This is a genomic window from Nostoc sp. (assembly GCF_036916655.1).
GTDB lineage: Bacteria > Cyanobacteriota > Cyanobacteriia > Cyanobacteriales > Nostocaceae > Nostoc.
The window spans coordinates 71,404-95,114 of record NZ_JBALFY010000066.1 but is presented as its reverse complement, the minus strand read 5'-3'; the positions used below and the strand labels follow the sequence as shown (position 1 = coordinate 95,114).

Annotated in this window: 22 protein-coding genes and 1 pseudogene; 9 read left to right on the top strand and 14 right to left on the bottom strand. The window is 40.0% G+C overall.

What is annotated here, in order from left to right; translation table 11 throughout:
- Window positions 1-279: 279 nt before the first annotated feature.
- The 4 genes from V7L31_RS17725 to V7L31_RS17710 all read right to left on the bottom strand — a co-directional run bounded on the left by V7L31_RS17725 (window position 280) and on the right by V7L31_RS17710 (window position 3,979).
- The gene (locus V7L31_RS17725) at window positions 280-1,200 is read right to left on the bottom strand and encodes a DUF1338 domain-containing protein (protein WP_334697450.1); all 921 of its coding nucleotides are present in this window, start codon (window positions 1,198-1,200) and stop codon (window positions 280-282) included.
- A gap of 42 nt (window positions 1,201-1,242) precedes the next feature.
- The gene (locus tag V7L31_RS17720; RefSeq protein ID WP_334697449.1) at window positions 1,243-2,562 is read right to left on the bottom strand and encodes an acetyl ornithine aminotransferase family protein; all 1,320 of its coding nucleotides are present in this window, start codon (window positions 2,560-2,562) and stop codon (window positions 1,243-1,245) included.
- Window positions 2,563-2,834: 272 nt separating this feature from the next.
- Window positions 2,835-3,401: a DUF2808 domain-containing protein gene (locus tag V7L31_RS17715; RefSeq protein ID WP_334697448.1), complete on the bottom strand. Its 567-nt coding sequence runs from the start codon at window positions 3,399-3,401 to the stop codon at window positions 2,835-2,837.
- Between the two features lie 140 nt (window positions 3,402-3,541).
- Window positions 3,542-3,979: a DoxX family protein gene (locus V7L31_RS17710; protein ID WP_334697447.1), complete on the bottom strand. Its 438-nt coding sequence runs from the start codon at window positions 3,977-3,979 to the stop codon at window positions 3,542-3,544.
- Window positions 3,980-4,257: 278 nt separating this feature from the next.
- On the opposite strand from V7L31_RS17710, the gene V7L31_RS17705 reads away from it, so the two are divergent.
- Both V7L31_RS17705 and V7L31_RS17700 read left to right on the top strand, forming a co-directional pair.
- Entirely contained in the window at window positions 4,258-6,432 is a 2,175-nt protein-coding gene (locus V7L31_RS17705) for a DEAD/DEAH box helicase (RefSeq protein WP_334697446.1), read from the top strand.
- Between the two features lie 228 nt (window positions 6,433-6,660).
- A complete protein-coding gene (locus tag V7L31_RS17700) occupies window positions 6,661-6,861 on the top strand; it encodes a VWA domain-containing protein (protein ID WP_334697445.1) in 201 nt (66 codons plus the stop codon).
- Window positions 6,862-7,205: 344 nt separating this feature from the next.
- Here V7L31_RS17700 and V7L31_RS17695 read toward each other — a convergent pair whose 3' ends face one another.
- From V7L31_RS17695 to V7L31_RS17680, 4 genes are all read right to left on the bottom strand, one after another.
- On the bottom strand, window positions 7,206-9,899 hold the full coding sequence (locus V7L31_RS17695) for a PAS domain S-box protein (protein ID WP_334697444.1): 2,694 nt from the start codon (window positions 9,897-9,899) through the stop codon (window positions 7,206-7,208).
- Window positions 9,900-10,224: 325 nt separating this feature from the next.
- Window positions 10,225-11,403 (bottom strand): DNA double-strand break repair nuclease NurA, encoded by a 1,179-nt coding sequence (locus V7L31_RS17690; protein WP_334697443.1) that lies wholly within the window; start codon window positions 11,401-11,403, stop codon window positions 10,225-10,227.
- Window positions 11,404-11,628: 225 nt separating this feature from the next.
- Window positions 11,629-12,414 carry an HAD family hydrolase gene (locus V7L31_RS17685; protein WP_334697442.1) on the bottom strand — a complete coding sequence of 262 codons (786 nt, stop codon included), beginning with the start codon at window positions 12,412-12,414 and terminating at the stop codon, window positions 11,629-11,631.
- Window positions 12,415-12,553: 139 nt separating this feature from the next.
- Window positions 12,554-13,123 carry a Rieske 2Fe-2S domain-containing protein gene (locus tag V7L31_RS17680; protein WP_334697441.1) on the bottom strand — a complete coding sequence of 190 codons (570 nt, stop codon included), beginning with the start codon at window positions 13,121-13,123 and terminating at the stop codon, window positions 12,554-12,556.
- A 282-nt stretch (window positions 13,124-13,405) separates the two neighbouring features.
- On the opposite strand from V7L31_RS17680, the gene V7L31_RS17675 reads away from it, so the two are divergent.
- On the top strand, window positions 13,406-13,738 hold the full coding sequence (locus tag V7L31_RS17675; RefSeq protein ID WP_334697440.1) for a hypothetical protein: 333 nt from the start codon (window positions 13,406-13,408) through the stop codon (window positions 13,736-13,738).
- Window positions 13,739-13,856: 118 nt separating this feature from the next.
- On the opposite strand, the pseudogene V7L31_RS17670 reads toward V7L31_RS17675, so the two are convergent.
- Both V7L31_RS17670 and V7L31_RS17665 read right to left on the bottom strand, forming a co-directional pair.
- Window positions 13,857-14,147: pseudogene (locus tag V7L31_RS17670) on the bottom strand (DUF1016 N-terminal domain-containing protein); the annotation flags it as partial.
- A gap of 897 nt (window positions 14,148-15,044) precedes the next feature.
- The gene (locus V7L31_RS17665; RefSeq protein ID WP_292849677.1) at window positions 15,045-15,227 is read right to left on the bottom strand and encodes a hypothetical protein; all 183 of its coding nucleotides are present in this window, start codon (window positions 15,225-15,227) and stop codon (window positions 15,045-15,047) included.
- Window positions 15,228-15,600: 373 nt separating this feature from the next.
- Here V7L31_RS17665 and V7L31_RS17660 point away from each other — a divergent pair, with 373 nt between their 5' ends.
- Both V7L31_RS17660 and V7L31_RS17655 read left to right on the top strand, forming a co-directional pair.
- Complete coding sequence (locus tag V7L31_RS17660) at window positions 15,601-16,956, top strand: GTP-binding protein (RefSeq protein ID WP_334697439.1); 1,356 nt, start codon at window positions 15,601-15,603, stop codon at window positions 16,954-16,956.
- Window positions 16,957-17,287: 331 nt separating this feature from the next.
- Window positions 17,288-17,548, top strand: coding sequence for a Calvin cycle protein CP12 (locus tag V7L31_RS17655; protein WP_334697438.1), 261 nt, complete (start codon window positions 17,288-17,290; stop codon window positions 17,546-17,548).
- Between the two features lie 120 nt (window positions 17,549-17,668).
- Here V7L31_RS17655 and V7L31_RS17650 read toward each other — a convergent pair whose 3' ends face one another.
- On the bottom strand, window positions 17,669-18,487 hold the full coding sequence (locus V7L31_RS17650) for a TlyA family RNA methyltransferase (RefSeq protein WP_334697437.1): 819 nt from the start codon (window positions 18,485-18,487) through the stop codon (window positions 17,669-17,671).
- The gene (locus V7L31_RS17645; protein ID WP_334697436.1) at window positions 18,488-18,649 is read right to left on the bottom strand and encodes a hypothetical protein; all 162 of its coding nucleotides are present in this window, start codon (window positions 18,647-18,649) and stop codon (window positions 18,488-18,490) included. It lies immediately after the preceding gene.
- A gap of 329 nt (window positions 18,650-18,978) precedes the next feature.
- Here V7L31_RS17645 and V7L31_RS17640 point away from each other — a divergent pair, with 329 nt between their 5' ends.
- Both V7L31_RS17640 and V7L31_RS17635 read left to right on the top strand, forming a co-directional pair.
- Complete coding sequence (locus V7L31_RS17640) at window positions 18,979-19,401, top strand: hypothetical protein (RefSeq protein WP_334697435.1); 423 nt, start codon at window positions 18,979-18,981, stop codon at window positions 19,399-19,401.
- Between the two features lie 238 nt (window positions 19,402-19,639).
- A complete protein-coding gene (locus V7L31_RS17635; protein WP_334697434.1) occupies window positions 19,640-19,783 on the top strand; it encodes a hypothetical protein in 144 nt (47 codons plus the stop codon).
- 3 nt (window positions 19,784-19,786) lie between these two features.
- Here V7L31_RS17635 and apcB read toward each other — a convergent pair whose 3' ends face one another.
- Complete coding sequence (gene apcB / locus V7L31_RS17630; RefSeq protein WP_334697433.1) at window positions 19,787-20,296, bottom strand: allophycocyanin subunit beta; 510 nt, start codon at window positions 20,294-20,296, stop codon at window positions 19,787-19,789.
- A gap of 358 nt (window positions 20,297-20,654) precedes the next feature.
- Here apcB and glnA point away from each other — a divergent pair, with 358 nt between their 5' ends.
- Window positions 20,655-22,079 (top strand): type I glutamate--ammonia ligase, encoded by a 1,425-nt coding sequence (glnA, locus tag V7L31_RS17625; protein ID WP_334697432.1) that lies wholly within the window; start codon window positions 20,655-20,657, stop codon window positions 22,077-22,079.
- Window positions 22,080-22,193: 114 nt separating this feature from the next.
- Here glnA and V7L31_RS17620 read toward each other — a convergent pair whose 3' ends face one another.
- Window positions 22,194-22,394, bottom strand: coding sequence for a hypothetical protein (locus V7L31_RS17620; RefSeq protein WP_334697523.1), 201 nt, complete (start codon window positions 22,392-22,394; stop codon window positions 22,194-22,196).
- 212 nt (window positions 22,395-22,606) lie between these two features.
- Here V7L31_RS17620 and V7L31_RS17615 point away from each other — a divergent pair, with 212 nt between their 5' ends.
- A complete protein-coding gene (locus V7L31_RS17615) occupies window positions 22,607-23,506 on the top strand; it encodes a ferritin-like domain-containing protein (protein ID WP_334697431.1) in 900 nt (299 codons plus the stop codon).
- Window positions 23,507-23,711 lie beyond the last annotated feature (205 nt).

Below are 23,711 nucleotides of genomic sequence, written 5' to 3'. Positions count from 1 at the left end.
CGATATAAGAATCCGATTCAATACGGTTCGGTTAAGATTTTTGACCGAAAATTACCTACTTAAGGGAACTCTAAGAAATAAATTATCCAATATTGTGGGGTGGGCGTCTCGCCCGCCATACGGACTGGGCGGGCGAGACGCCCACCCCACAAGAGTTAATTGAATATTTTTTTATTTGGAAGTCCCTAAGTAAGTCCGCACAATAAAACCAAACTGTGTAAAGGAAAGTAAACAAGGCTCAAACTCTCTTTCCCCCTGCCTTACCCCAACGATAATTATTTACGCCGACCTACTTAGACGAGTCATTTCAAACAATTGCTGGGCATTACTTCCTAAAAAAGCATCGAAAAGTACTTGCTTTCCAGATTCCACTTCTACTAGATAGCGCTGGGCAATTTCATAATACGCGTAAGTCCAAGGAATCTGAATTTCTGCACCACTGTTATCATCTAGTACCGTCACCATTTCTGTGACTGCTTGAGTTGCAGTTTGCCGCAAACCACAAGTAATATTTCCCTCTATCTCTGCTTTCATTGGTACACCCAGGTTAGCCAAAGCACTGGCGGTAGTATCAATGTCTGGATATTCTGGAGTATTCTGACCATTGACGTAGCCTGTGAAATGGTTGACAGCATATCCGTGCAGCAACACCCAAGCGCCATATTGAGTAACCTGATTCACCTCTTCGACAATAGAACGCTGGGGAAGTTGCCAAGGGCGGGTAAAAACTTGCTGGAGTTCTTTGGCGATGGTTTCAATATTCCTGTCTTTTTGTAGAATAATCAGGGGTGAGGTCAGTTCCTTTGGGATTGAAGATACTGTTTTAGAGATGAGTTGGGCAATATTAGCAGGCAATTCATCGACAATCAACTCGCTGATAAACAGCTTGGGTAAGTTAAATTCCTCTTGCTGTGGATGACGATAATGACGGGCGTACAAAAGAGTTTGAGCAAAAGTATACTCTCCAGCCGCCACGTAACCTAAAGCTTCTGCAAGTTGTCCAAGGTAGTCAATTCCCAAGTTAACTTCACCCTGTGGAGTATCTACTAATAAACGCAAAGACCGAAAGGCAATGTGGTCGTTGGCGACAGTCCCACCCGCAGCAGTAATCATTTGTTGGTAGGTACGGGCATGATTTACCCTGGCGCTATATTCTTGCCAAAGTAATTTCCATAAATTCAGGGCTATTTTATTTGTCATTTGTCATTTGTCATTGGTTATTTCCCTCGTCTCCCTCATCCCCTAAAAACTTAAGATATCGCTGATAATCTCAAGGGCTATCTGAATTTGGTCGCTGTCAATAACTAGAGGGGGACAGAAACGAATTGCGGCTTTACCGCAACCTAGCAATAATAAACCGCGTAAAAAAGCTTCTTGGATAATGCGATCGCGTAATTTATGATCGAGATTACCCACTTCATCCAATAAATCCACCGCTACCATCAAACCCTTACCTCGTGGCGGCGATACTCTCGGAAATCTTTGATGCAACTTGGTAAGACTAGCTTGTAATAATTCGCCCATCTGGGTAGCGTTGGTCATCAAACCACTTTCCAGCAATCGCAGTGTGGCAATACCAGCAGCACAAGCAACAGGATTACCACCAAATGTAGTAGCGTGAGAACCAGGAGGCCAAGTCATTAACTCTGGTCTGGTAAGTATCGCTCCCAAGGGCATACCACTGGCGATACCTTTAGCTGTGGTAATGATATCAGGCATCACGCCCCAATGCTCGATCGCAAATAAGCGACCAGTCCGCCCCATCCCCGCTTGTACTTCATCCACTACCATCAGAATACCGTGGCGATCGCATATCTCCCGAATCCGTTTTAAAAAACCATCTTCGGGGACGATATATCCACCTTCTCCTTGAATCGGTTCGACAACAATCGCTGCTACTTCTTGCGGTGGTAAAATAGTTGTAAATAGATGTTGTTCCAGATAATCTAAGCTAGCGTGAGTGCCGTAGGGAATATGAGTTACCCCAGGAACTAAAGGCCCAAAGTTAGCTCGTTGCACTGCTTTGGAACCAGTGAGAGACATTGCCCCATAAGTGCGTCCGTGAAATGCGCCTAAAAATGCCACAATTAGCGATCGCTTGGTGTAATATCGAGCTAGTTTAATTGCTCCTTCGTTGGATTCTGCCCCAGAATTGCTAAAAAATATCTTTGCGGGAAACACAGCATTACTCTGTGGCTGGGGAAAAGGGGCGCGCATAGCTAATTGTTCCGCTAGTTCCACCATCGGCTCATAATAAAAATCTGTCCCTGACATGTGCAACAGCCGCGCCGATTGTTCTTGAATTGCTTTGACAACTTCCGGGTGAGCGTGTCCGGTGGCGGTAACGGCAATACCTGCGGTCATATCCAGAAATACATTGCCATCCACATCTTCTACCATACAGCCCTGACCGCGAGATACAACTAACGGGTAATCGCGGGTATAAGAAGGAGAAGTTACAGCGCGATCGCGTCGTACAATAGCTTGAGCGCGAGGCCCAGGTAAAGCAGTTATTAAATGGGGTATACGAGGTAAATTTAGGTTAATAGGAATACTTAACATATTTTTTTCGGGGTTTTTAAAGATTACTGATGATTAAACGCTAAAGTATTGATTGCTTACAGTAACATTTGATTCCATTACTGTAAGAATTACGCATTTACCGAAAAATCAGAGTATACGTCAACGACTCAGGAAAAATACAGCTAATCTTCCCTGAATCCTCACAAGTATTTAACGAAAAAGCTTGACATTAAGCCCTTTCGTATTGTTTAAGACTCTTGCCCGTTTTTATAACACAACTTTTATAAAATATTCTCTATTTCCCATTCCCTCTATCGGAACCACCAGCCTCTACCATTGCTGTAAAACTGAAACCGTCCAAAGCCAAGAAATTGACCGTGAGATTTTTCACCCACAGGGAATGCTGTAACACCCAATAAATAGACACCAGAAAAGCTCGGATTACTTAAAGGGCGGAGGGCGATGGTAATTGTCTGTCCTGGAGTTACAGGTGGGTCAAAGCTTACAGAAACCGTGCGTGTATCGCGGTCGTTTGTGACTGGACCTAGTTTCAGTTGCGTTTCTTTGCGATCGCGTGTGCCGACAAATGCGCGGGTATCATCAAGATTGTAGCGGATGTTTTCCGATCCTTCTTTTTGTGCGATCGTTACCTTCTGTAGGGATTCTCCGGCATTCTCAGGCACATCGATAGTGAAATAGTAAGTTGCGCCCCAAACATTCACCTCTTTGTAAGTAGTTGTCGCGTTAACAAGTTTCGGTGGTTGGACAAAATAGACTAGACCATCTCTAAGCTGCACAGCTTCAGCCACCGGAAGTGTAACTTCTCCAATGCCTATTGCTAACGAGAGTGTTATTCCAAACAAAGTTGTAACGCGCATGATTTTCAGATATAAAAACGCACTTAGGAACGTAGATTAAATAAGATGCAAAACTTCATCCTGTCTCTAGCTTCCCTCTCCTTGTAAAGAAAAGGGATTGAGGGTGAGGTAAATCATGTATATTATTTAATTCTTATTCCTTACTTTGATTCTAGTTCCTTAGGAATCAGTGATTTAGGAATGATAGAAGCTTGTTTTTGCCCAACCGAAGATTTCGTATACCACCAAGCCCAAGCAATTAAAACAGCTTGAAAGGGAAGTCTAACTACGTGTACCCAAGGTGAATTTGGTATATGTTCTAGCTGAATGTGATTAACCGCCATATTGATATTGGCAGGGAAAACCGCAATAAAAAGAGCAATAAGTCCCCAAGCAGCAGCTTGACTTACAGGCGGAACTAATAACCCAATACCACCCAAAATTTCATAAAAGCCACTGAGATAAACTAATCCTAAAGGGTAAGGAAGTTGTGGTGGCATAATTTTGACATAAGGTTCTGGAATCAGAAAGTGTGTCACTCCAATCACAATAATGGATATAGCAAGGATGACTCGTAATATTTCCTTATATTGCTTCATGTTTTTTGCCTCATTATATACTTGCCCTTATTACTTCAGTTTGACTGACAGATGTTAATCTGCCTTGAGTCAATAGGAGTAAAAACTGAAAATACTCTAGACATCTCCGAAAAAGAATTGTTTTGACGTAGCAGTGCTACATCTCTACAAGGGTTATGGGTAACGCATATTTAATTTCTGGAGATGTCTTCTCATTAAATCAGGATATTGTTTGATTTATCATCTGTCATACTAGCGATCTTTAATTATCTGTTATTAACGCTTTATCCATCAAAAATATGAGTGATGCCTTTAGCCGACTTGCACCCTTCATCCAAGAATATATTTATCATCACCAGTGGACTGAATTACGTCCAGTTCAAATTGCCGCTTGTCAAGTTATATTTGACACTGATGCTCACTTACTAGTTACTGCTGCAACTGCTGCTGGTAAAACAGAAGCAGCTTTTCTACCAGTTTTGACTCTATTACATACCAACCCTTCTGCCACAATTGGCGTATTATATATTAGTCCAATCAAAGCTTTAATTAACGATCAATTTGAGCGTCTCAACGACTTACTCAAAGAAGCAGATATTCCAGTTTGGCACTGGCACGGCGATGTTTCACAAACTAGAAAAAACAAACTTTTGAAGAATCCTCAAGGCATTCTCCAAATTACCCCAGAATCTCTAGAAAGTTTGTTAATTAATAAAAATAACGATCTACTTCGCTTATTTGGTGATTTAAGGTTTGTCATCATTGATGAAATTCATGCCTTTATGGGTTCAGAACGGGGTTGTCAAATCATTTGCCAATTACAACGTTTAGCAAAGTTGACACAAACACAACCGCGTCGTATTGGTTTGTCGGCAACTCTTGGAGATTACTCAATAGCTGAAAATTGGTTGCGTTCGGGAACAGATAAGCCAGTGATTACACCAAAATTTGATGGTATAAAACGGCAAATAAAACTAGCTGTAGAACATTTTTATACTAGAGATGAAGTAGATGAATCAGAGGTAACAGCTGATGAACAATATATTTTCAACCTCAGCAAGTCTCGCAAATGTCTAATATTTGCTAATAATCGCACACGTACCGAATCTGTAATTGCATCTTTGCGAAAAATTGCTACAAAACAAGGACTACCAGATATATATCATGTGCATCACGGGAGTATCTCTGCTAGTTTGCGGCAAGCTGCTGAGAATGCCATGCGTGAACCTAACAATCCCGCTGTTACTGCCGCCACTCTGACTCTAGAATTAGGTATAGATATCGGTCATTTAGAGCGAGTGATTCAGTTAGAATCACCCTTATCTGTAGCTAGCTTTTTACAACGCTTGGGACGCAGTGGGAGAAGAGGTGAAGCTGCTGATATGCGCTTTGTCTGCGCTGAAGATACGCCATTACCAGAAGCTTCTCTACCAGAACAAATCCCCTGGCAACTTTTGCAATGTATTGCAATAATTCAACTTTATTTAGAAGAACAATGGATTGAACCAATTAGACCAATAAAATATCCTTTGAGTCTACTTTATCATCAAACAATGAGTATTTTAACAGCAGCAAGTGAAATTTCAGTTAATGCCATAGCTAAACAAATTTTGAGTCTGCCGCCCTTTGCTGCAATTTCCAAAGAAGATTTACAAATATTACTACGCTATTTAATTGATATTGGTCATATTCAGCATACTGAACAAGGTAAATTAATCCTGGGTTTGGCAGGAGAAAAGGTAGTAAGAAAATTTCAGTTTTATGCTGTCTTTGCTGAACAACAAGAATATATTGTCAAGCAAGGTGTAACAGAAATCGGTAGTATAGTCACGCCGCTTCCTGTTGGCAATCAATTTGCTTTAGCTGGTAGAACTTGGGAAGTCGTAGAAGTTGACTTTAAGAAGAAGGCTATTTTTGTTAAACAAGCTGAGGGTAAAGCTAGTATTTATTGGCGTGGTGGTGGTGGTACTATTCATACCAAAGTTTTACAGCGAATGCAGCAAGTTTTATTTGAGAATGTTGAGTATGGATATTTGCAAAGAAATGCTTTACAACGTTTACATCAAGTTCGCCAATTGGTGCAGCAGGTTGGATTAGATAAGCACAATATTTTGCAACTAGAAAAAGGTAAATGCTGTATTTTTCCTTGGATGGGTACGATTGCTTATCGCACCTTAGAAAGATTACTTAATTCATATTGTCGGGAATCATTGGAAATTACAAGTATAGGCGGAGTAAATCCCTATTATTTGACACTTAAATTAGGCAAGGATAAATTTAAATATCTTTATCGTGAAATTGCTTCCTTGTGTGAACAAAGAATTACTTCAGAAGATTTAGTCAGTACCTCAGAAGCGCCAGAACTTCAAAAATATGATGGTTTTATTCCTCATCCACTTTTATGGAAAGCTTTTGCTAACGATTATTTGGATATGAGCGAACTTAAACAGCAAGTGACACTGTGGAGAGAATAAGTTCCAATACAGTTCGCTTAAGATTCCCGCGCCTTTTTTTAAGTGGGTAAAAGATGGTTATATTACAATATACCAAAACACTTGTAGAGACGGCGATTTATCGCGTCTCGGAAACCCAAAATTGTTGCCAGTAGCCCTTAACCTAATACATTTGAGTTATACCAAGTTTGCTTAAACACTATAAGCAAACCTTTTTAAGGAGGGTTGGGAAAATCTTCAAAAGAATTTATGGCAATTGGTAAGTCACGAAAGAATACTAAAGGTAAAGGTATTTTAGATTGGCTAGCGAAAGCAAAAGCAAGTGATTTTACCTTTTTAGAAAAATTTAACGAAATGAGCGATCGCTATCTTGATAATTCAGATATTTTCAGCTTAGAAGATACAGAAAATATCGCATATCAAGAGCTTTATGATTTACTGATAGCTTAATATCCTAACTGGATCAAATTGGCTAAAATGAAGAATCTATTACAATAAAAATTAATGTTTATTGACAACTACCTACATTTAATTAATACTAATATGCAAATAACTCCTACTTATGAAAACGAGCTATTTTTTAATTAATCTCTGGAGCGATCGCAAATGATAATTTAAGATTTTCCAGTATTCAATTTCTTACCAATTATAATATTACTAGGATTGCCCTTGACTCTTAAATAAGACAATATCATTGAGTTCAATAATTTCATATTTTACTCTTTTCTACCACCTCAAGATAGATCATAGACCGTAAATAAGCCATGTCCAGCTTATTTAAATATAGAGTATTTTTAAATTGGAATTTGAATCCAGAATTCTGTACCTTTTCCTGGTTCTGATAGACAATTCAAAATTCCCCTATGTTTTTCTACTATAATTTGGTAGCTAATTGATAATCCTAAACCTGTTCCTTTACCTACAGGTTTTGTGGTAAAAAATGGATCGAATAACCGCTTTCTAACGTCTTCTGGCATTCCTAATCCGTTGTCGGCAATTCTAATGACAACAAATTTGCTGTCTAAAATTTCAGTACAAATTGTAATTTGCGCCTTATGATTGTTTCTGATGTTGACCATTGACTCTTCTAAAGCATCAATTGCATTAGTTAAAATATTCATAAATACTTGATTAAGTTGCCCAGGATAGCAATCAACTAAGGGCAACTTAGCATATTCTTTAACTATAGATATATCTAACCCAATTCCATTATCTTTCCAGCGGTGATGCAAAACTAATAATGTATTTTCAATTCCTTCATGAATATCAACTTGTTTTTTGTCGGCTTCATCATGGCGAGAAAAATTTCGCAATCCCAAAACAATTTCACGGATACGATTAGTACCCATATTCATGGAGGATAGGAGTTTATAAAGGTCACTAGTAATGAATTCTAAATCAATTTTTTCAGTGAAATATTCAATTTCTATTTCTGGGTGGGGGTAGTATTGCTGATAAAGATGTAAGAGTGTTAACATCTCTTGAAAGTATTCGTTAGCATAGGTTAAATTACCATGAATAAAATTAACTGGATTGTTGATTTCATGGGCAACTCCAGCGACTAATTGTCCTAAGCTAGACATTTTTTCATTCTGGATCAGTTGAGATTGAGTTTCCTGCAATTTATGTAAGGTTTCGGTGAGTTTTTCAGCTTGAGTTTGAGCGACTAAAGTAGCAGCGCGACTTTGGGTATAAAGTTGTGCATGATCGATGGCGATCGCTAGTTGATCGCAAACAGCTTGTAGTAGGCTAACTTCACTGTTATTCCAAATGCGATCGCCACTACAATGACTGCACACAATTGCCCCAATTTCACCAGAATTACTCTTAACTGGTATCAGGATTTGAGATGTAATCCCAAACTCAGTTAAAAGTTCGTGCATATCATAATCGAGATTTAATTTACTATTAATATTGTCGATACAAATTACCTCTTGAGAAAGAAGTATATTTGTTAAATAATTACTTTTTTGTAGCGGAATGTGACCTAACATACTTGCTAAGTTAGGGTTTCGCGCTTCATAGGTAATAGCCAGACTTGGCTGGGATGAGTGTGCTAAATAAGAAAGAAAGTAGCAACGGTCAATTTGTAATAAGCTGCGAATTTCATTAACAGCAGTTTCTAAGATCATATCTAGGTCAAGAGAACTGCGGATTTGACTAGCTAGACGCAGTAATAAAGCTTCCCGACGGCTGAGGAGTTCTTCTCGCGCCCAGATTCGGTCAATAGCTACAGCAATATTATTAGCAATCCAATTTAATAGGTTATGAGTTGGTTCGGTAAATAATTGCTTGCTGAATAGAGCGATTATACCGATTATTTGCTGCTCTACTATCAGAGGATAAGCAGAAAATCGAGAAATTGAAAATGTAGAATTTACAAGTTTTTCTGAATTATTAATTGATAGTTCTTGGTTAAAAATAGCTTGATGATTTTGAATCATTAAGCCAATAATATTATTGACTAAAGCGATATGTTCTGGGAAATCTTGGGTATCGCTCAAAGTACTGCAAGTCATATCTGTGCAATGAACGCCAGCTTGTAATTGTAGCTGGTTTGTCTGTCTTTCAAAAGTCCAGATACAGACAAAGCCGATATCAAGGTATTGGGAAATCGTATTTGTACAGTTTTGCAGAATTTCTGGAAGTGTGCCACTCTGAGATAAGGCTAAACTGACTTCTGCACTCAAAACTGACAAGCGCGATCGCTCCAATAAAGCTAACTCTGAAAGCTTACGCTGTGTAATATCCGTGCGAATTGATACATATTGATAGGGATTTCCATTTTCTCCCAACATTGGGGCGATCAAAGTATCAACCCAATAAAAAGTTCCATCCTTAGCTTTATTTTGAATTTCTCCTGTCCAGATTTTCCCTTTAGCAATAGTTTTCCATAAATTTGCAAAAAATTCCTTTGTGTGGTGTCCAGAATTGATAATCCGATGGTCTTGACCTAAAAGTTCTTCTGAAGAATATTTAGAAACTTGACAAAATAGGTCATTGACATAGGTTATTTTCCCACTTCTATCAGTAATAGCTACTAGTGAATGGGCATTTAAGGCAAATCTAAAAGCTTCTAATTCTTGGATAGATTTTTGTAGCGCTATCTCATTCTGTTTATTAACAGTGATGTCACGAGCTACTGCATAAATCAACTTTTCTTCAATGAAACTAGTTGCATTCCATGACAACCATTTATAAGAGCCATCCCGACAAAGATAGCGGTTTTCAAAGCTAACTGCATCTACAGTTTGTGTAATTTTTTGGGCTACTGCAATAGTTAATTCCTGGTCTTCTGGGTGAATAAATTCTATAAATGGTTTAGCAATAAGTTCCTGAATTGACCAACCCAGTGTTTTTGCCCATACTGGATTTAAATACTTAGAATAACCATTAAAATCAGCAATACACAATAAATCTATAGAAAGTGAGAAAAATCGAGAGTATTTTTCTTCAGATTGTTTGTACTCAGTTTTAACTAGTTCCATCAGCTTTTTTGGTATGAATCTTTTTGGAAAAAAGTTAATACGTTTATCGTTAATATTACTTACGAATAAAAACGTAATTAACTTGATAGTAAAGCCAATAAGTACCTACTAGTTTTTACTGAGTAAGCTAGCTGTTAACTTAGTTCTCTACTAAATAAAGGTTTCCCTAAAAAGCTGTAGAAGAAACATTTAGAGTTTAGGTTTAAGATAAGAAGTGTGACGTAATTTTTTATCTTTCATTGTCCTTAAGTAGCTAAGGTATTAGGAGCATAAGGCGTAATTCGTAGTTAAGAATTCAATTATGAATTACGAATTACGAATTATTTTAAGCAATACTCCCGCGCTTTCTAGCTTCTTTGTAGGAAGTTCCCACATTTTTTAAACCAGCTTTAATCATTTGTTGTTCGAGAAGGGCAAAGAAACGCGCCCGATCGCCACCTTTTACAACTGCTTGGTTATGGGCTTCAGCGATCGCTACAGGGTAGCCGTATCCTTTCTGCACTTGTGCTAACATCAGTCCCAGTGCTTGATCTAACATGGTTGCATTCTCTGCCACCCACGCCGGGACTTCGATACGGGCGATTTCGGTGCCAACGTGGACGTAGCAAAAGTAAATTGTTTGATCGCCGTAAAGTTCGAGAATGGGCGAATTACTGCGCCACAAGGTACTGCGTTGTCCTGGCTTGAGTCGGGTTGCCCAAACAGAAGTATCTCGCAACTGTTCAAAAATTTTACAAGGTACTTTTTCTAGCTGATTTGGGCAATGAGTTCTACAGTCTGGCGCTGGATGGGGACAAGCCAACAAGCGTAAAAAGTTCATTGTTTCGATGCTACGAGAGGCGCTAAGATAGCCCATCAACGGAATCTGAGCATCACGCATTTGCTGCCAAGCTTCGAGAATGGGGGGTAAAATGCGATCGCGTGCATCCATCGGCAACTGTTCTAAAAACCAGTAAATTAGCGAACCATCTACCATTGCTAGCGCTGGCGTTTCCTTTTGTGCTGCATCACACGCCAGTTCTGCCAACACCGTTGCTTCGGAAGCTGTGCGGCGAAAACTCATCCATTCCTCAGTTCTAATTCCCCATTGCCGAGACATATATAAATCTTCTGGACGGTAAAATACCTCTGGCAAACTATCGAGTAGCGGATGGCGATTTTGTCCGTAGTGCAAGACAACTCTGCCGATATTTAGGAGATAACAGTAAGCAATTTCGTGATGGTTGGGGGCAATTTGAGAACCATCGGTAGCAATGACAGTATGAATTTTTGGGGGAACTGGAATATCGATGCAGGTTTCTAGCGGCTCGATTGGGGTAGCATTAGCAAAGAGAATGCGAGCGCGCCATTTTTCCTGGCGCTCGATTAAATCTTGTTGAGACTCGTAAGCATTTTTTAAATGTTGTTGTGCCAGTTCTAAACGCTGACGACTGGCAGCAGCTTCTAAAGTAAGATGCTGACTTAAACCCTGCATTTGTCGCGCTAGTTTTGTTAGGTCAAGCATAAAAGTTAAGTGCTAAGTGAGGAGTGAATAGTTATGAGTTATTATTTCACCTAAATCCCAGGAGGAAAGCGCCTGATTTTTAATCATTTTTAAAATATTTACATTAAAAAACACATAGTTTGATTTAATAGACATCTGGGAAAATTAAATATGCGTTGTCCATAATCCTTGTAGAGACGTAGCAGTGCTACGTCTCCACATTTTTTTCACCAGATGTTTAATAGATTAAAGCCAAGCTGAGAAATCCTTAGCAAACTGAGAAAGTGATAACAACTGAATTCGCGGATCATTTTGGGCAAATTCCCGTTCTGTTTGGGTATTATAGCCCCAGTCTGCAAGGAAAAGTTTCACATCCTCAAGGTCTGCTTGCTGTTGGACTAACTGTAATGCCTTGAGTCTATCTTCTACAAACCAGAGACTAAGTAGCTTGTCACTTGCTGACTGGATTAATTCTCGTAAAATCTCATATTTAGGACGCTTGACTTCTTTGCCAAAAATTGCTTCCGGTGGTAAATTTACCCCCTCTTGTTGCAACAACTGCTGCACAAAACGCCCTTCTTTAGTTGTCACAATGTAAAGCTTAACTCCACTGTCAAGAGTTAACTTTATTTTTTCTACTACACCTGGATAAAATTTATGCAGACTCAGCCAACCACCTAAATCAGTGGTAATCCATTCATCTCGCTGTCGATCTAGTTTCGCAGCAATTTCTCTTGCCTGTAGCTTGTCATCTAATAAAAGTTGTGGGGCGATGCTTGTCCATTGATGAAAAATATTTTCATCAGGAATTCCATCTATCAAGGCTTTGATTAAAACAGGCATTTCCCAACCAGTTTCAATTACAGGGCGTAAACGATAGAATCTCAAGGCTAAATCATCTGGTGGTGCATCGTTAGCAGACGACCAAATTTCAGAATAGGTACGCCATGCTACCTCAAAATATTCAATTAGTCCGTCGCAAATCACTCCATCAAAGTCCAGGGCTAAAATCGTGGGACTACTTGCGGTCATTGTTTTGAGGGTTAAAACTGCTGTTGTCAGCTTACCCGACAAATTAAAATCATGCAGTAATTTTTGTTAGTCTTTTATGATTTATGACTTGCTTAAAAAGTATGGTGGCATTATCCAATCTAATTTGATATTGGCTAGGTTAACGAGGATCTACAGCAGGTTTGCGATCGACTAAACGAATTTGATTTTGCTTGACTACTACAGTGATTAGTGGTAGAGAGCGTTTAGCTGGGCCATGAACAACTCGCCCCTGAGAATCGTATTGAGATCCATGACAAGGACAAATAAAGTGATTCTTCTCAAGATCCCATGAGACTGTACATCCTAAATGGGTACAGATTGGATTGATAGCGTACTCAGCAATCTTTGGCCCATCTTGGATAATCAGATAATCCACGCTGCTATCTGGCAAGCCTTTTACGAGAATCGGAATTCCTGGCTTTGCAGTTGCTAATAGTGTATTAGCGTCAATTTTTTTGCCGTCTTGAGCCAATGCCACCGATCCGGGAAGATAATTTTGACAGCGCGAATTCTTGGGATAAAGTGAGCAAAGGGTTTCTAGGTCTAGCTCACGACTTTGGCTGATTTTGGGAAACAGATATCCCATTGCTACTGATGCAGCTGTAGTACCTAGCATGTAGGTTAAGAAATCCCGGCGCGTTTTTATTCTCGTTGGAATTTTGCCATTAGTAGAAGAATTGTTTCTCATAATTAGATTTACCAGCAAAGGTCTACAACTATACTACGGCGCGATCGCACCAGGATTAATGTACATTTGTGTTTTGCTTTTTTTAGAGTTGTTCCGGCAACTTTAATTTTTATTTATTTCTGAAGTAAGAGGTTGTTTATAAATCTGAGAGCTAGAGTCTAACTTAAGATATGCTCCTCACAAAATATATTCTCAAACTCTCTCCAGAGAAAGAATTATTTATGCCTTTGATTTTTTAAGCTGTTGTTAGTCAATCAACATATTTTAATAGCTGAAAGTGCCATGAGTGATAAAAATCAAGAAAACCAAATTAATCAACCAGTAAGCGAAGATCGGGATTCTCGTGAAAAGCCAGATGTGAACGAAAGAAACTTAACCGCGAATCCAGGAGATAGAATTTCTGATCAGCCTCAATCAATTGAAGAGAAGGCTAAACAGAAAGCTGTCGATGATGTTCCAGACATTACAGGTGACAAAATCACAGTCCCGACTTACTTTGTTGTGGATGAACCCAATGGCGAAAAGAAGGCACTCCATCACATTAAAGATGCTGAAGAAATCTCTGACGTAATTCGGCAGGCACGACTTGATGAAAATGGAAATCGAATTTGGTAATAGTTGTTTATGGAAGACGCAGGGATACAGAGAAGTTATCAAATATTCTCTGCTTCTTTGCGTCTCGCGCTGACAGCAGATTTAAGATATTTTCCTCTGCATTGAAATACACTCTAAATTAAATCAGAATCTTTAGTTGTATTTGTTGTACATACCACAAGCGTTCTGTTTGGTCTTTAACAGTATCCAAAATCCGAACATTATGACCCCACGGAATTAGTGCAAGCACCTCTTGCACTAATTGCTCATCTGGATAAGCTTCGGCAAATGCCCGCATATACTTGAGGTTCCGAAGCGAAAAGCCTTTCATCTCTGGAAAAGCTTTCTGCAAGTCAGCCGCCAGACTATTAATAACTTTTGCGCCCCAACCCTGCTGCTGTTGGCGATTCAGAATATCTCGCCCAATTTTCCAGTAGAGTAATACTAATTCTTTATTGACTGCAACTGCGGCACGTAATTGAGCGCTAGAATCCGTGTTTTTAGTTCAGTTAAAAAATCTTCATAACCGATAATTGTAGATGCGCCCCTTTGTAAAACTTCAGATTTATCATCTTTAGGCATAAAAAAGAATTAACGCTACTTCTATTCTGCCAGCCTTACACCAACTTTTGTTATTAGTTACAGAATAATTCAGCGTTATATCAGTATTTTTGCTGGATAGTTCCAAGAAGGATGTGAGTTAAATTTACTAGGATTTACGCAAGAACGATCGCCACAACTTCAACATATTTTCATGAAAAATATTTTTTAGCGTCCAAATCTTAAAGGTTATAAGAATTCGCCACTTGCACATTTGACATGAGAGTATACAGCTTCAATAATATTCTTATGTAAAAATCCATACTTGTATAAAAATCCTATTTTTCTGCTGAATATACTCAGATCCAAAACCCGATCCGGTTAGCTCTCAGTCTGTTTGGCTTTTACGAATCAAATGAGATTTTTATATAAACTGGTATTAATAGGGTTGCATTATGCTTTTCTCGAATTCAAGAACTAGCTTAAAAACTTGTCCAAAAAATAAGAAGATAGGTGCAGTTTTTTGGACTAATAGTAACGTTATCTTGCTCACTGGATATTTAATAATTCTACCGATTTGCACACTGATAACTTTATCCTTATTATTGCCCTTATTCACTGCTAGCTTATTCGCTGTCACTGGAAACTCCTACCACTCTACATCGATTCCTTGGATAGATGATGCATCTGAATGTGAACATACTGGCAGAAATTGGAGCGATCGCAAATGTTGGGATGATAAACACAGTCCCCTGTTCTAGTCTGCAAACTCTTCTGACAAAATAGGCTACTTCTCTCTATCTAGCTTCTCTTGAATAGCCTCTCTACAAAATTCTGGCGGGTCGTCTTTAGCTTTCACTTCTTCCTTCATCTTTTCAGTAGCGCGAAAGCTGATAGTAGTCGTTAATGGTTCTTCTCTATGAGATTTAATTGGTTCTAGGCTTTCTGGATTACCTTTGGGATTAGGCATTGTTGAGAAATATAAATAATAGCCGAAACATTAGTGTACAAGTGTTTAATGGATAATTGGTGGTGATACGCGGTCTTGCAAACTAGTACACCAATATCCATTTTTCAATGGACACTACTATTTTATGTTCACGCGCACAGAACTAAACCACTAATGCACCTAGTCCCTTAGAACTTTAGAGATATAAGATAGAGGTATGTTCACTTTCTCAATTCTGGTAACGGGGTTGAGAAAGTCACGTCGCTTCTCTACGAGACGCCAAGGGCGATCGCTCCCAATTAAAAATTAAAAATTAAAAATTAATGAACCCCATAAATAAATTTAGGGGCTTGTATCCTTTTCGTTTTCGGTCAAAGCTGAAAGTGCTGGTATTATGTCGGTTTATCGTAATCTGCAAGAAACTCATTTGAATCGTGCCCGCGCCAGTCTCAGACAAGCGCTTTCTTGGTATGGATATCTTCGTAAGTCAGGACAGTTATCATCTAATCCAGAATTGCTAGGGTTGGTGAAACCGGAATTAGAAGCTTTGAACGCCACACTCAACAAGCTAGATTCTAACGTGATTAGAATTGCTGTCTTTGGTTTGGTGAGTCGGGGAAAGTCAGCAGTTTTAAATGCCTTGTTGGGTGACAAGATTTTGCAAACTGGGCCCCTGAATGGTGTCACTCAATGGCCCCGTTCCGTGCGTTGGCAGCCTGGTGGCAAGGTACTAGTAGAGTTAATTGATACCCCCGGATTAGACGAAATTGAGGGTGAGTCACGGGCGAATATGGCACGAGAAGTAGTACATCAGGCGGATTTGATTTTGTTTGTCGTGTCTGGTGATATCACGCGCACTGAGTATCAAGCATTGCTGGAATTGCGGCGATCGCAAAAACCCTTGATTTTAGTGTTTAACAAAATAGATTTATACCCAGATACCGACCAAGGAGCAATTTACCAAAATCTACAACAACTGGGTGCTGGACATCCTGAAGCAAAACCCCTATTACCTGATGAAATTGTGATGGTGGCGGCGGAACCAGCAGCAATGGAAGTCCGGGTTGAATGGCCTGATGGGCGTGTAAGTTATGAGTGGGAGACACCACCACCACAAGTAGACGAACTCAAAGAGACAATTCTGAATATTTTGAATCGGGAAGGGCGATCGCTTCTGGCATTAAATGCACTGATCCAAGCACGAGATGCAGAAGCCGCGATCGCTCAAAAAACTATCGATTTACGCGAAAAAGAAGCCGAAGATATCATCTGGCAATTTACCAAATACAAAGCTTTGGCAGTAATGCTCAATCCCATCGCTTTCTTAGATATTCTGGGCGGAACTGTTGCCGATTTGGCTTTAATTCGCGCCCTAGCTAGATTGTATGGTTTACCAATGACTAGCTATGAAGCTGGGAAAATTTTAAAAACGATTTTATTTAGTTCTGGTGGTTTACTACTGGGAGAATTAGGTAGTAGTTTGCTTTTGGGTTTAGGTAAAAGTACGGCTGCTATCACCAGTGGTGACAATCCCAGCAATATTACTGCTTTTGCTGGCAGTGCGATCGCTCAAGCTGGTATCGCTGGTTATGGCGCATACTCTGTTGGCAAAGCCGCCCAAGTCTATCTCGAAAAAGGCTGCACTTGGGGACAGTTGGGCGCTAGCAGTGTCATTCAAGAAATTCTCTCTCAAGTTGACCAAAATACAATTCTGTATCGTCTGCGACAAGAGTTAGGCATAAAATATTGAGAATAAATAAGAATTGTTTCCCTATTGTTACCGTTTATAAGTGTTTATCAACTTCTATCAAGCTCCTCTGACAATTGACTGACATTCCTAATTTGGGATGCAAGACTGAGAACATGACCATCACTAGCAGTGACTCCACCTAGTGGAATTCCCTTAGCTTTTTGAATCAAAAATGATCAGAGGGTAATTCCCACTTAAATTAGCTAAAAAGATGACGGTGTTTACCACTACCTCTTATGGGAAGCCTATCTAAACTGGAAATGTGAGCTTCATGGGGTCATTGAAAGCTCACAGTTAATATCTATCTCTGTAAATTAAAGGTAAAAGTATCATGACAACAACCCTAAACTCATTTGAAACTGCTGGGGCAGCAAATCTTGAAGAAGCTATTATTGGAGCTATTGCTGAAGCGCGGACAACTTGTGAACTAGATGGCAGTGATTCTGCTGGTTGTGCCGTAGCTTGGGACATTGTAGAAGAATTACAAGCTGAAAAATCCGATCAACAGCAAGCAAAATTAAAGAAAACTTCTTTGGAAAATTACTGCGATCGCCATCCAGCTTCCGTAGAATGTCTAATCTACGACGTTTAATAAGAATTCAGGAGTCAGAATTCAGTATGAATTGGAGTCCGAGTGGAGATGAGTGGGTTTAAGTCCTCCACTAATCGATTCTGAATTCTGAATTCTGCATTCTGCATTCTGAATTCTTCTTTAACTCTTCCGTAAATCAGCTGTTGCTGATTGCGTTATTTGCTTAATTGCCTCTAAATCAAGAGGTGGTGTTTCACTTTCCATTCCCAACCACAAAAGATATTCAATATTCCCAGCAGGGCCAGTGATCGGCGACCAAGTTAAGCCTTTGTATTTCCATCCTAATTCGTAGGCTGTTTGCAATACCTGGAAAATGGCATCAGCTTGGTCGTTTGGATCGCGCACAACACCTTTTTTACCCACACGGGATCTGCCAACTTCAAACTGTGGCTTGACTAACAACACAGCCTCTCGGTTAGCTTGAGTTAGTTGCCACAAAGCAGGTAAAATTTTAGTTAAAGAAATAAACGATACATCAACTACTGCCAAATCAGGAATCGGGTCATCCTCGCTATATAATTCATCTGGTCGTAGTTGCCGTAAATTGGTACGTTCCCGCAAAATCACGCGCGAATCATTTCGCAATCGCCAGTCAACTTGTCCGTAACCGACATCAATGCCGTAAACTTTTGTTGCTCCAGCTTGCAAAAGACAATCAGTAAAACCACCAGTAGAAATTCCACCATCTAAACAAATGCGCTCGACTACGGGAATGGCAAATACTGACAAAGCTTTGGAGAGTTTTTCACCGCCTCTAGAAACAAAAGGCGATCGCTCTTTAATATTTATTTGAGCTGTAATATCAACTTCAGTGCCAGGTTTATCAACTAGCTGCTGATTAACAGTAACTTCCCCCGCCTGAATTAGTCTTTGTGCTAAGGCGCGAGAAGCACATAAATTTAACTCTACTAATAGTGTGTCGAGTCGCTGTTTAGCCAATTAATTAGATTCTCCTGGTAAGATTAAAGCCAAAGTACGATTGATAATTTCTTCGCGGTTAACAACTTTTTTCAATTCTTGGGCTTCATAACGACCTTCTTCTACTTCTAAAGAAGCCTCATCAATGGCATTTAAATAGGCTTCTGCTAAGGTTTCTAACAATTCTTCTGGCGTCAGATAATAATCCTCAGCTTTATGCCGCTGATTTTCTCGTTGAATTTCCCCAATTGAATTGCGAATAGAAACTTCTTAAGAGCGAGTCGTGCGATTTTCAGATTGTTGTTTAATTAGATGTAACAGCTAACGGCCTTCTCTTAATAAGGCGAGATTTTCATTTTGGACATTTAAGCATAATTACAGTTGAATAGTTTGAAGTTTCGATCTACAAAATTGTATAGACACTCACGAGTCAGAGAAAATCACTCAAATTTTCCGTAAACAAACCTCTGAGATGAGTAGTTATTACATATACTAAAAACTTCAACTTTATTATGAAACATCTCTTAATCGCTAGTTTATCAACCCTACTTTTTACCGCCGGAGCTTATGTTTTACCAGCTCCCTCAATGGCACAGTTTGCAAATGTCAAACATCATTTGAATTCTCTGACTACAAGCCGTGTAGCTTTTGCTAGAGGAAAAAGTAGTACCACAATTGAAAATGCCGAAAATAACATCTATATATTAAGAGCTAAAGCTGGACAAACATTGACTTTAAAAGTTAATAGTTTAGGCGCTCGTGCCAGTGTTACTCTCTATGGTGTTAATGGTAAACCTTTGAGTCCAGTTTTCGCTGGTGCTGACGGTGAAAGTAAGAGTTTTCGCCTGCGTCTTCCTAAGACAGGTGATTATTATATCGTAGGCGGTTCTGGGCCGAATAATCATTTATACAATTTCACGATTTCTATTAAATAACAACACTACGGCAAAAGCTTTTGAGCATCAAAGAGTGCAGATCATCAGTGGTTAAAACGATTTGCCTCTTTCATTCTTTGGGAATGCACGACATCAAGAGAATTAAGATACAGCAAAATCAGTGTATTGCCGTAGTTCAACGAGATGGAAACCCAAGACAATATCTTCGCGAATTAATTTTACGATCCTGAGCTAGTTTATTCATCTGATAATCCTTTCTAGTTGCTCGTCAAGCGCGATGTTGCAATGTAGTGACAAGCGCCTTATACTCTCTTTTCAACGCCTGATAGGGTTAATAAAAAAGCGATCGCTCTTTCCCAACACAGACGAAAGTGCGATCGCCATTTATAATTCTTGTGAGGCAGACACCTTGCCCACCTAAAATCTAAATATCTGTCTCGCTCAACTCGCGTGTAATGTGATCGAATGGTTCATCTACAAAAGCAGTATTCAGCACACCGGCTGCTGCTACTTGTTCCTTAATCAGATCCTTGAGAATTTGGATACCGCGAACTGTTGGCCCAATAGGTACTCCTAGAGAATTGTAAGTTTCCCGCAGCCCTTGTAGCACTCGTTCATCCAATACATTTGTGTTCCCAGCAACCAACGCATAGGTAGCGTAGCGCAAGTAGTAGTCTAAATCCCGCAGACAAGCCGCATAACGACGAGTCGTATAAGAATTTCCACCAGGACGAATCAATTCTGGCAGTTCTTCATATAACTTCAAACCAGCTTGCTTAACAAGTGCAGCAGCATTAGAATTGATTGCTGCTGCCGCTTGTACTCTTGCAGTACCACTGTCAAAGTAAGACTTCAAGCTATCGATCGCATTCCGGTCAAAATACCGACCAGCTAAGTCATAATTCTTAATTAAACTTGTTACCGCATCGCGCATTCCTTCTTCTCCCAATCCTTGCTATTTATGGTTTGATATTTATTTGGCTGCACTTATGCACCAGTAAACTTTTGTGCTATTTAAAATAGATTTGGCACAAAAACAATTTATCCGCTATCTAAGGATTTTATGCCAAAGTTGACCCCTGATGTGATGAACTTTCCCGTTTTGTACAGATGATCGCGGAAAGGTTAATATAACCTGTAATCCAGATATCTGTAGCACAGACTACAAAATCCACTAATGTCTAGTATTTAAGATATTTCAGGTGTGTCACGGCTGGATTGAGATCAGCAGGGTTAGGATGCTTTGGAAGATTCTGGTATTACTTTAGGAAATTGGTAGAGAAGGAGTAACAATGACAACACCGCAAGAACTCTTGAAGAGAATTCAAGATGAAAAAATTCAGCTGATTGATCTCAAATTCATCGATACAGTGGGGACTTGGCAGCATCTCACGCTGTACCAAAACCAAATTGATGAGACTGCATTCACTGATGGCGTACCTTTTGACGGTTCTAGTATCCGGGGTTGGAAAGCGATCAACGAATCGGACATGACGATGGTACTCGACCCCAACACTGCTTGGATCGACCCATTCATGGAAGTACCAACACTAAGTATAATTTGTAGTATTAAGGAACCCCGTACAGGCGAATGGTACAACCGTTGCCCACGCGTTATTGCTCAAAAAGCAGTAGATTACCTGATTTCCACTGGTATTGGTGATACAGTCTTCTTTGGCCCTGAAGCTGAGTTCTTTATCTTTGACAGTGCTAGGTTTGCCCAAACCGCTAACGAAGGCTACTACTTCTTAGACTCCGAAGAAGGTGCTTGGAATTCTGGTAAAGCGGGTACATCTGACAAACCCAACTTAGGTTACAAACCACGCTTCAAAGAAGGTTACTTCCCAGTAGCACCGACGGATTCTTTCCAAGATATCCGTACAGAGATGCTGTTGACGATGGCAGAATTAGGTGTGCCCATTGAAAAGCATCACCACGAAGTTGCGACTGGTGGTCAGTGCGAATTGGGTTTCAAGTTTGGCAAGTTGATCGAAGCGGCTGACTGGTTGATGATTTACAAATACGTCATCAAGAACGTTGCCAAGAAACACGGCAAAACTGTCACCTTCATGCCAAAACCAATTTTTGGCGATAACGGTTCGGGAATGCACTGTCACCAGTCTATCTGGAAAGATGGTCAACCTCTGTTTGCAGGTGATAAGTATGCTGGTTTGAGTGAAACAGCACTGTATTACATTGGCGGTCTGCTCAAACACGCACCAGCCTTATTGGCCATTACCAACCCCAGTACCAACTCATACAAGCGCCTAGTGCCTGGTTATGAAGCACCCGTTAACTTGGCTTACTCCCAAGGAAACCGTTCTGCTTCTATCCGTATTCCTCTATCTGGTACTAACCCCAAAGCCAAGCGCTTAGAATTCCGTTGTCCAGATGCTACTTCTAACCCCTACTTGGCATTTGCTGCAATGCTTTCTGCTGGTATTGATGGCATCAAGAACAAAATCCATCCTGGTGAACCCTTAGATAAGAACATCTATGAACTCTCTCCAGAAGAACTAGCGAAGGTTCCTTCAACACCAGGTTCCTTAGAATTGGCGTTGCAAGCACTGGAAAAAGATCACGCCTTCTTGACAGAATCAGGTGTCTTCACAGAAGACTTTATCGGAAATTGGATTGATTACAAGCTGGGCAACGAAGTCAAGCAGTTGCAGCTACGTCCTCATCCCTACGAGTTTTACCTCTACTACGATGCTTAATTAAGTACCGTATCTCACTAAGTTGATAAGTTTTGCCACCCTAGATGTAGAGGGTGGCTTTTTTTTTCCAGAGTTGTCAGTTGAGACATTCACTCAAAAAATCAACCTTAAAACTTAGCTCATGGAGGCATGACTAGGCCCATAAATCATCCGAGCGTTAGCATCTACCTTCCCTTGAATTGGGTTCCAGTTGTGGGATACTTCTTCAGGAAGACCAAGTTCTTGAGCAGCCCGCATCAATATTGATTGTTGGCGATTCTTGACTTGTTGATGCTCACGCGCCATTAATGCACGAGATTTATCTGCGATAGACATAACCATAGCCCTCTCTATTTGGTGAATATATAATTTTTGTTTTCTCACAAGACTAATATAACAAAAATTCTGTAACATAAGCTACTTTTTACAAAAATTCATATTTGCTTTTGCTCTTTTTTTTTCGTGAAGCGGCACAAAAACAGCAGTTGCAAAAACTAAGTTACCATCAAATAAAGATTTACAAAGATTTACAAAATTTTACAGAATCTATGACAGTTGCTTATCCACATAAATTTCAGAATGTTTTGAGTGCTAGAGATGTATTAAAACGGGTGGTATGCGATCGCGAAATCCATCTAATTACCCTCAACCGCTACCGTTACAGCGAACAACGCAGTTGCAAAGACCTCACAGAGCTAATTGAACAACTAAATGGACAGCCGCGAGAACTAGTCCGGGATTTGTCTCATCACATCTCAGATGAAGCTCGTCATGCCATGTGGCTAACTGATTTGTTGGTGGAATTGGGAGCAGACATTAGTAAGCCGCCCGGTTCCTCATATATCAATGAATTTGAACGCTTACTCGATAGCGAACAACAAAATCCAGTCGAAAACCTTGATGATTTTGTGATTTCTTCCCTTGCCGCAATTAATGTCACCGAAAAACGGGGCTGTGAGTATTTTTCTGCTCACATTTATGCACTCAAGCAAGGAGCGCAAACCGCAGAAAACATCAAAATCCGGGAAACCATTGAAAAAATTCTCCCAGAGGAAGTGGGACACGTCCAGTGGGGTAATCGTTGGTTAGGAGAACTTGCGCGTAAGAGTCCAGAACATCAGCAAAAGGTAGAACAAGCCAAGCGAAAATATACCGCAATTGAACAAGCGGCGTTTGAATCGGGAATGGATATCACCTTGGGTGCAGAACTACGGCGAGTTGTCAACTTGGTGGAAGTGGCAAATACCATGCCCCTTTGGCAACGTCCCCAATACCTGATGGAACGCTTACCCCTGACTTTGCTAGCACCTGAATTACAATTTACTAGGATTCAGGCTGCACAAAAGGCTTGGCAGCGAGATCCACAGACGTTTATCGAGAAGTTTGTGCCAATGTTCCTCAACGGCATCCAGGGAAGAGAAAATAACCGTAAGAAAACAACAGTGTAAAAGGGTATTGGGTAATTGGGCATTGGGCATTAGAAAAAAACTTGTTCAATAATTCTCTCTTCTACTCCCAGTCCCCAGTCCCCACTCCTTTTTCTTTAAATAAACTTTACCTAAAAAGGGCAGATGCAAAATTTTGCATCTGCCCTTGGGTGTAGACTTAAAAGAAGTAAGACGATCTAGCACGATCCTTCTTAATATTTATTTC

What these genes read in the sequence shown, in the direction of transcription:
- V7L31_RS17725 (WP_334697450.1), bottom strand. Translation starts at nt 1,200, where the DNA reads ATGACAAATAAAATAGCCCTGAATTTATGGAAATTACTTTGGCAAGAA.
- V7L31_RS17720 (WP_334697449.1), bottom strand. Translation starts at nt 2,562, where the DNA reads ATGTTAAGTATTCCTATTAACCTAAATTTACCTCGTATACCCCATTTA.
- V7L31_RS17715 (WP_334697448.1), bottom strand. Translation starts at nt 3,401, where the DNA reads ATGCGCGTTACAACTTTGTTTGGAATAACACTCTCGTTAGCAATAGGC.
- V7L31_RS17710 (WP_334697447.1), bottom strand. Translation starts at nt 3,979, where the DNA reads ATGAAGCAATATAAGGAAATATTACGAGTCATCCTTGCTATATCCATT.
- V7L31_RS17705 (WP_334697446.1), top strand. Translation starts at nt 4,258, where the DNA reads ATGAGTGATGCCTTTAGCCGACTTGCACCCTTCATCCAAGAATATATT.
- V7L31_RS17700 (WP_334697445.1), top strand. Translation starts at nt 6,661, where the DNA reads ATGGCAATTGGTAAGTCACGAAAGAATACTAAAGGTAAAGGTATTTTA.
- V7L31_RS17695 (WP_334697444.1), bottom strand. Translation starts at nt 9,899, where the DNA reads ATGGAACTAGTTAAAACTGAGTACAAACAATCTGAAGAAAAATACTCT.
- V7L31_RS17690 (WP_334697443.1), bottom strand. Translation starts at nt 11,403, where the DNA reads ATGCTTGACCTAACAAAACTAGCGCGACAAATGCAGGGTTTAAGTCAG.
- V7L31_RS17685 (WP_334697442.1), bottom strand. Translation starts at nt 12,414, where the DNA reads ATGACCGCAAGTAGTCCCACGATTTTAGCCCTGGACTTTGATGGAGTG.
- V7L31_RS17680 (WP_334697441.1), bottom strand. Translation starts at nt 13,123, where the DNA reads ATGAGAAACAATTCTTCTACTAATGGCAAAATTCCAACGAGAATAAAA.
- V7L31_RS17675 (WP_334697440.1), top strand. Translation starts at nt 13,406, where the DNA reads ATGAGTGATAAAAATCAAGAAAACCAAATTAATCAACCAGTAAGCGAA.
- V7L31_RS17665 (WP_292849677.1), bottom strand. Translation starts at nt 15,227, where the DNA reads ATGCCTAATCCCAAAGGTAATCCAGAAAGCCTAGAACCAATTAAATCT.
- V7L31_RS17660 (WP_334697439.1), top strand. Translation starts at nt 15,601, where the DNA reads ATGTCGGTTTATCGTAATCTGCAAGAAACTCATTTGAATCGTGCCCGC.
- V7L31_RS17655 (WP_334697438.1), top strand. Translation starts at nt 17,288, where the DNA reads ATGACAACAACCCTAAACTCATTTGAAACTGCTGGGGCAGCAAATCTT.
- V7L31_RS17640 (WP_334697435.1), top strand. Translation starts at nt 18,979, where the DNA reads ATGAAACATCTCTTAATCGCTAGTTTATCAACCCTACTTTTTACCGCC.
- V7L31_RS17635 (WP_334697434.1), top strand. Translation starts at nt 19,640, where the DNA reads ATGTTGCAATGTAGTGACAAGCGCCTTATACTCTCTTTTCAACGCCTG.
- apcB (WP_334697433.1), bottom strand. Translation starts at nt 20,296, where the DNA reads ATGCGCGATGCGGTAACAAGTTTAATTAAGAATTATGACTTAGCTGGT.
- glnA (WP_334697432.1), top strand. Translation starts at nt 20,655, where the DNA reads ATGACAACACCGCAAGAACTCTTGAAGAGAATTCAAGATGAAAAAATT.
- V7L31_RS17620 (WP_334697523.1), bottom strand. Translation starts at nt 22,394, where the DNA reads ATGTCTATCGCAGATAAATCTCGTGCATTAATGGCGCGTGAGCATCAA.
- V7L31_RS17615 (WP_334697431.1), top strand. Translation starts at nt 22,607, where the DNA reads ATGACAGTTGCTTATCCACATAAATTTCAGAATGTTTTGAGTGCTAGA.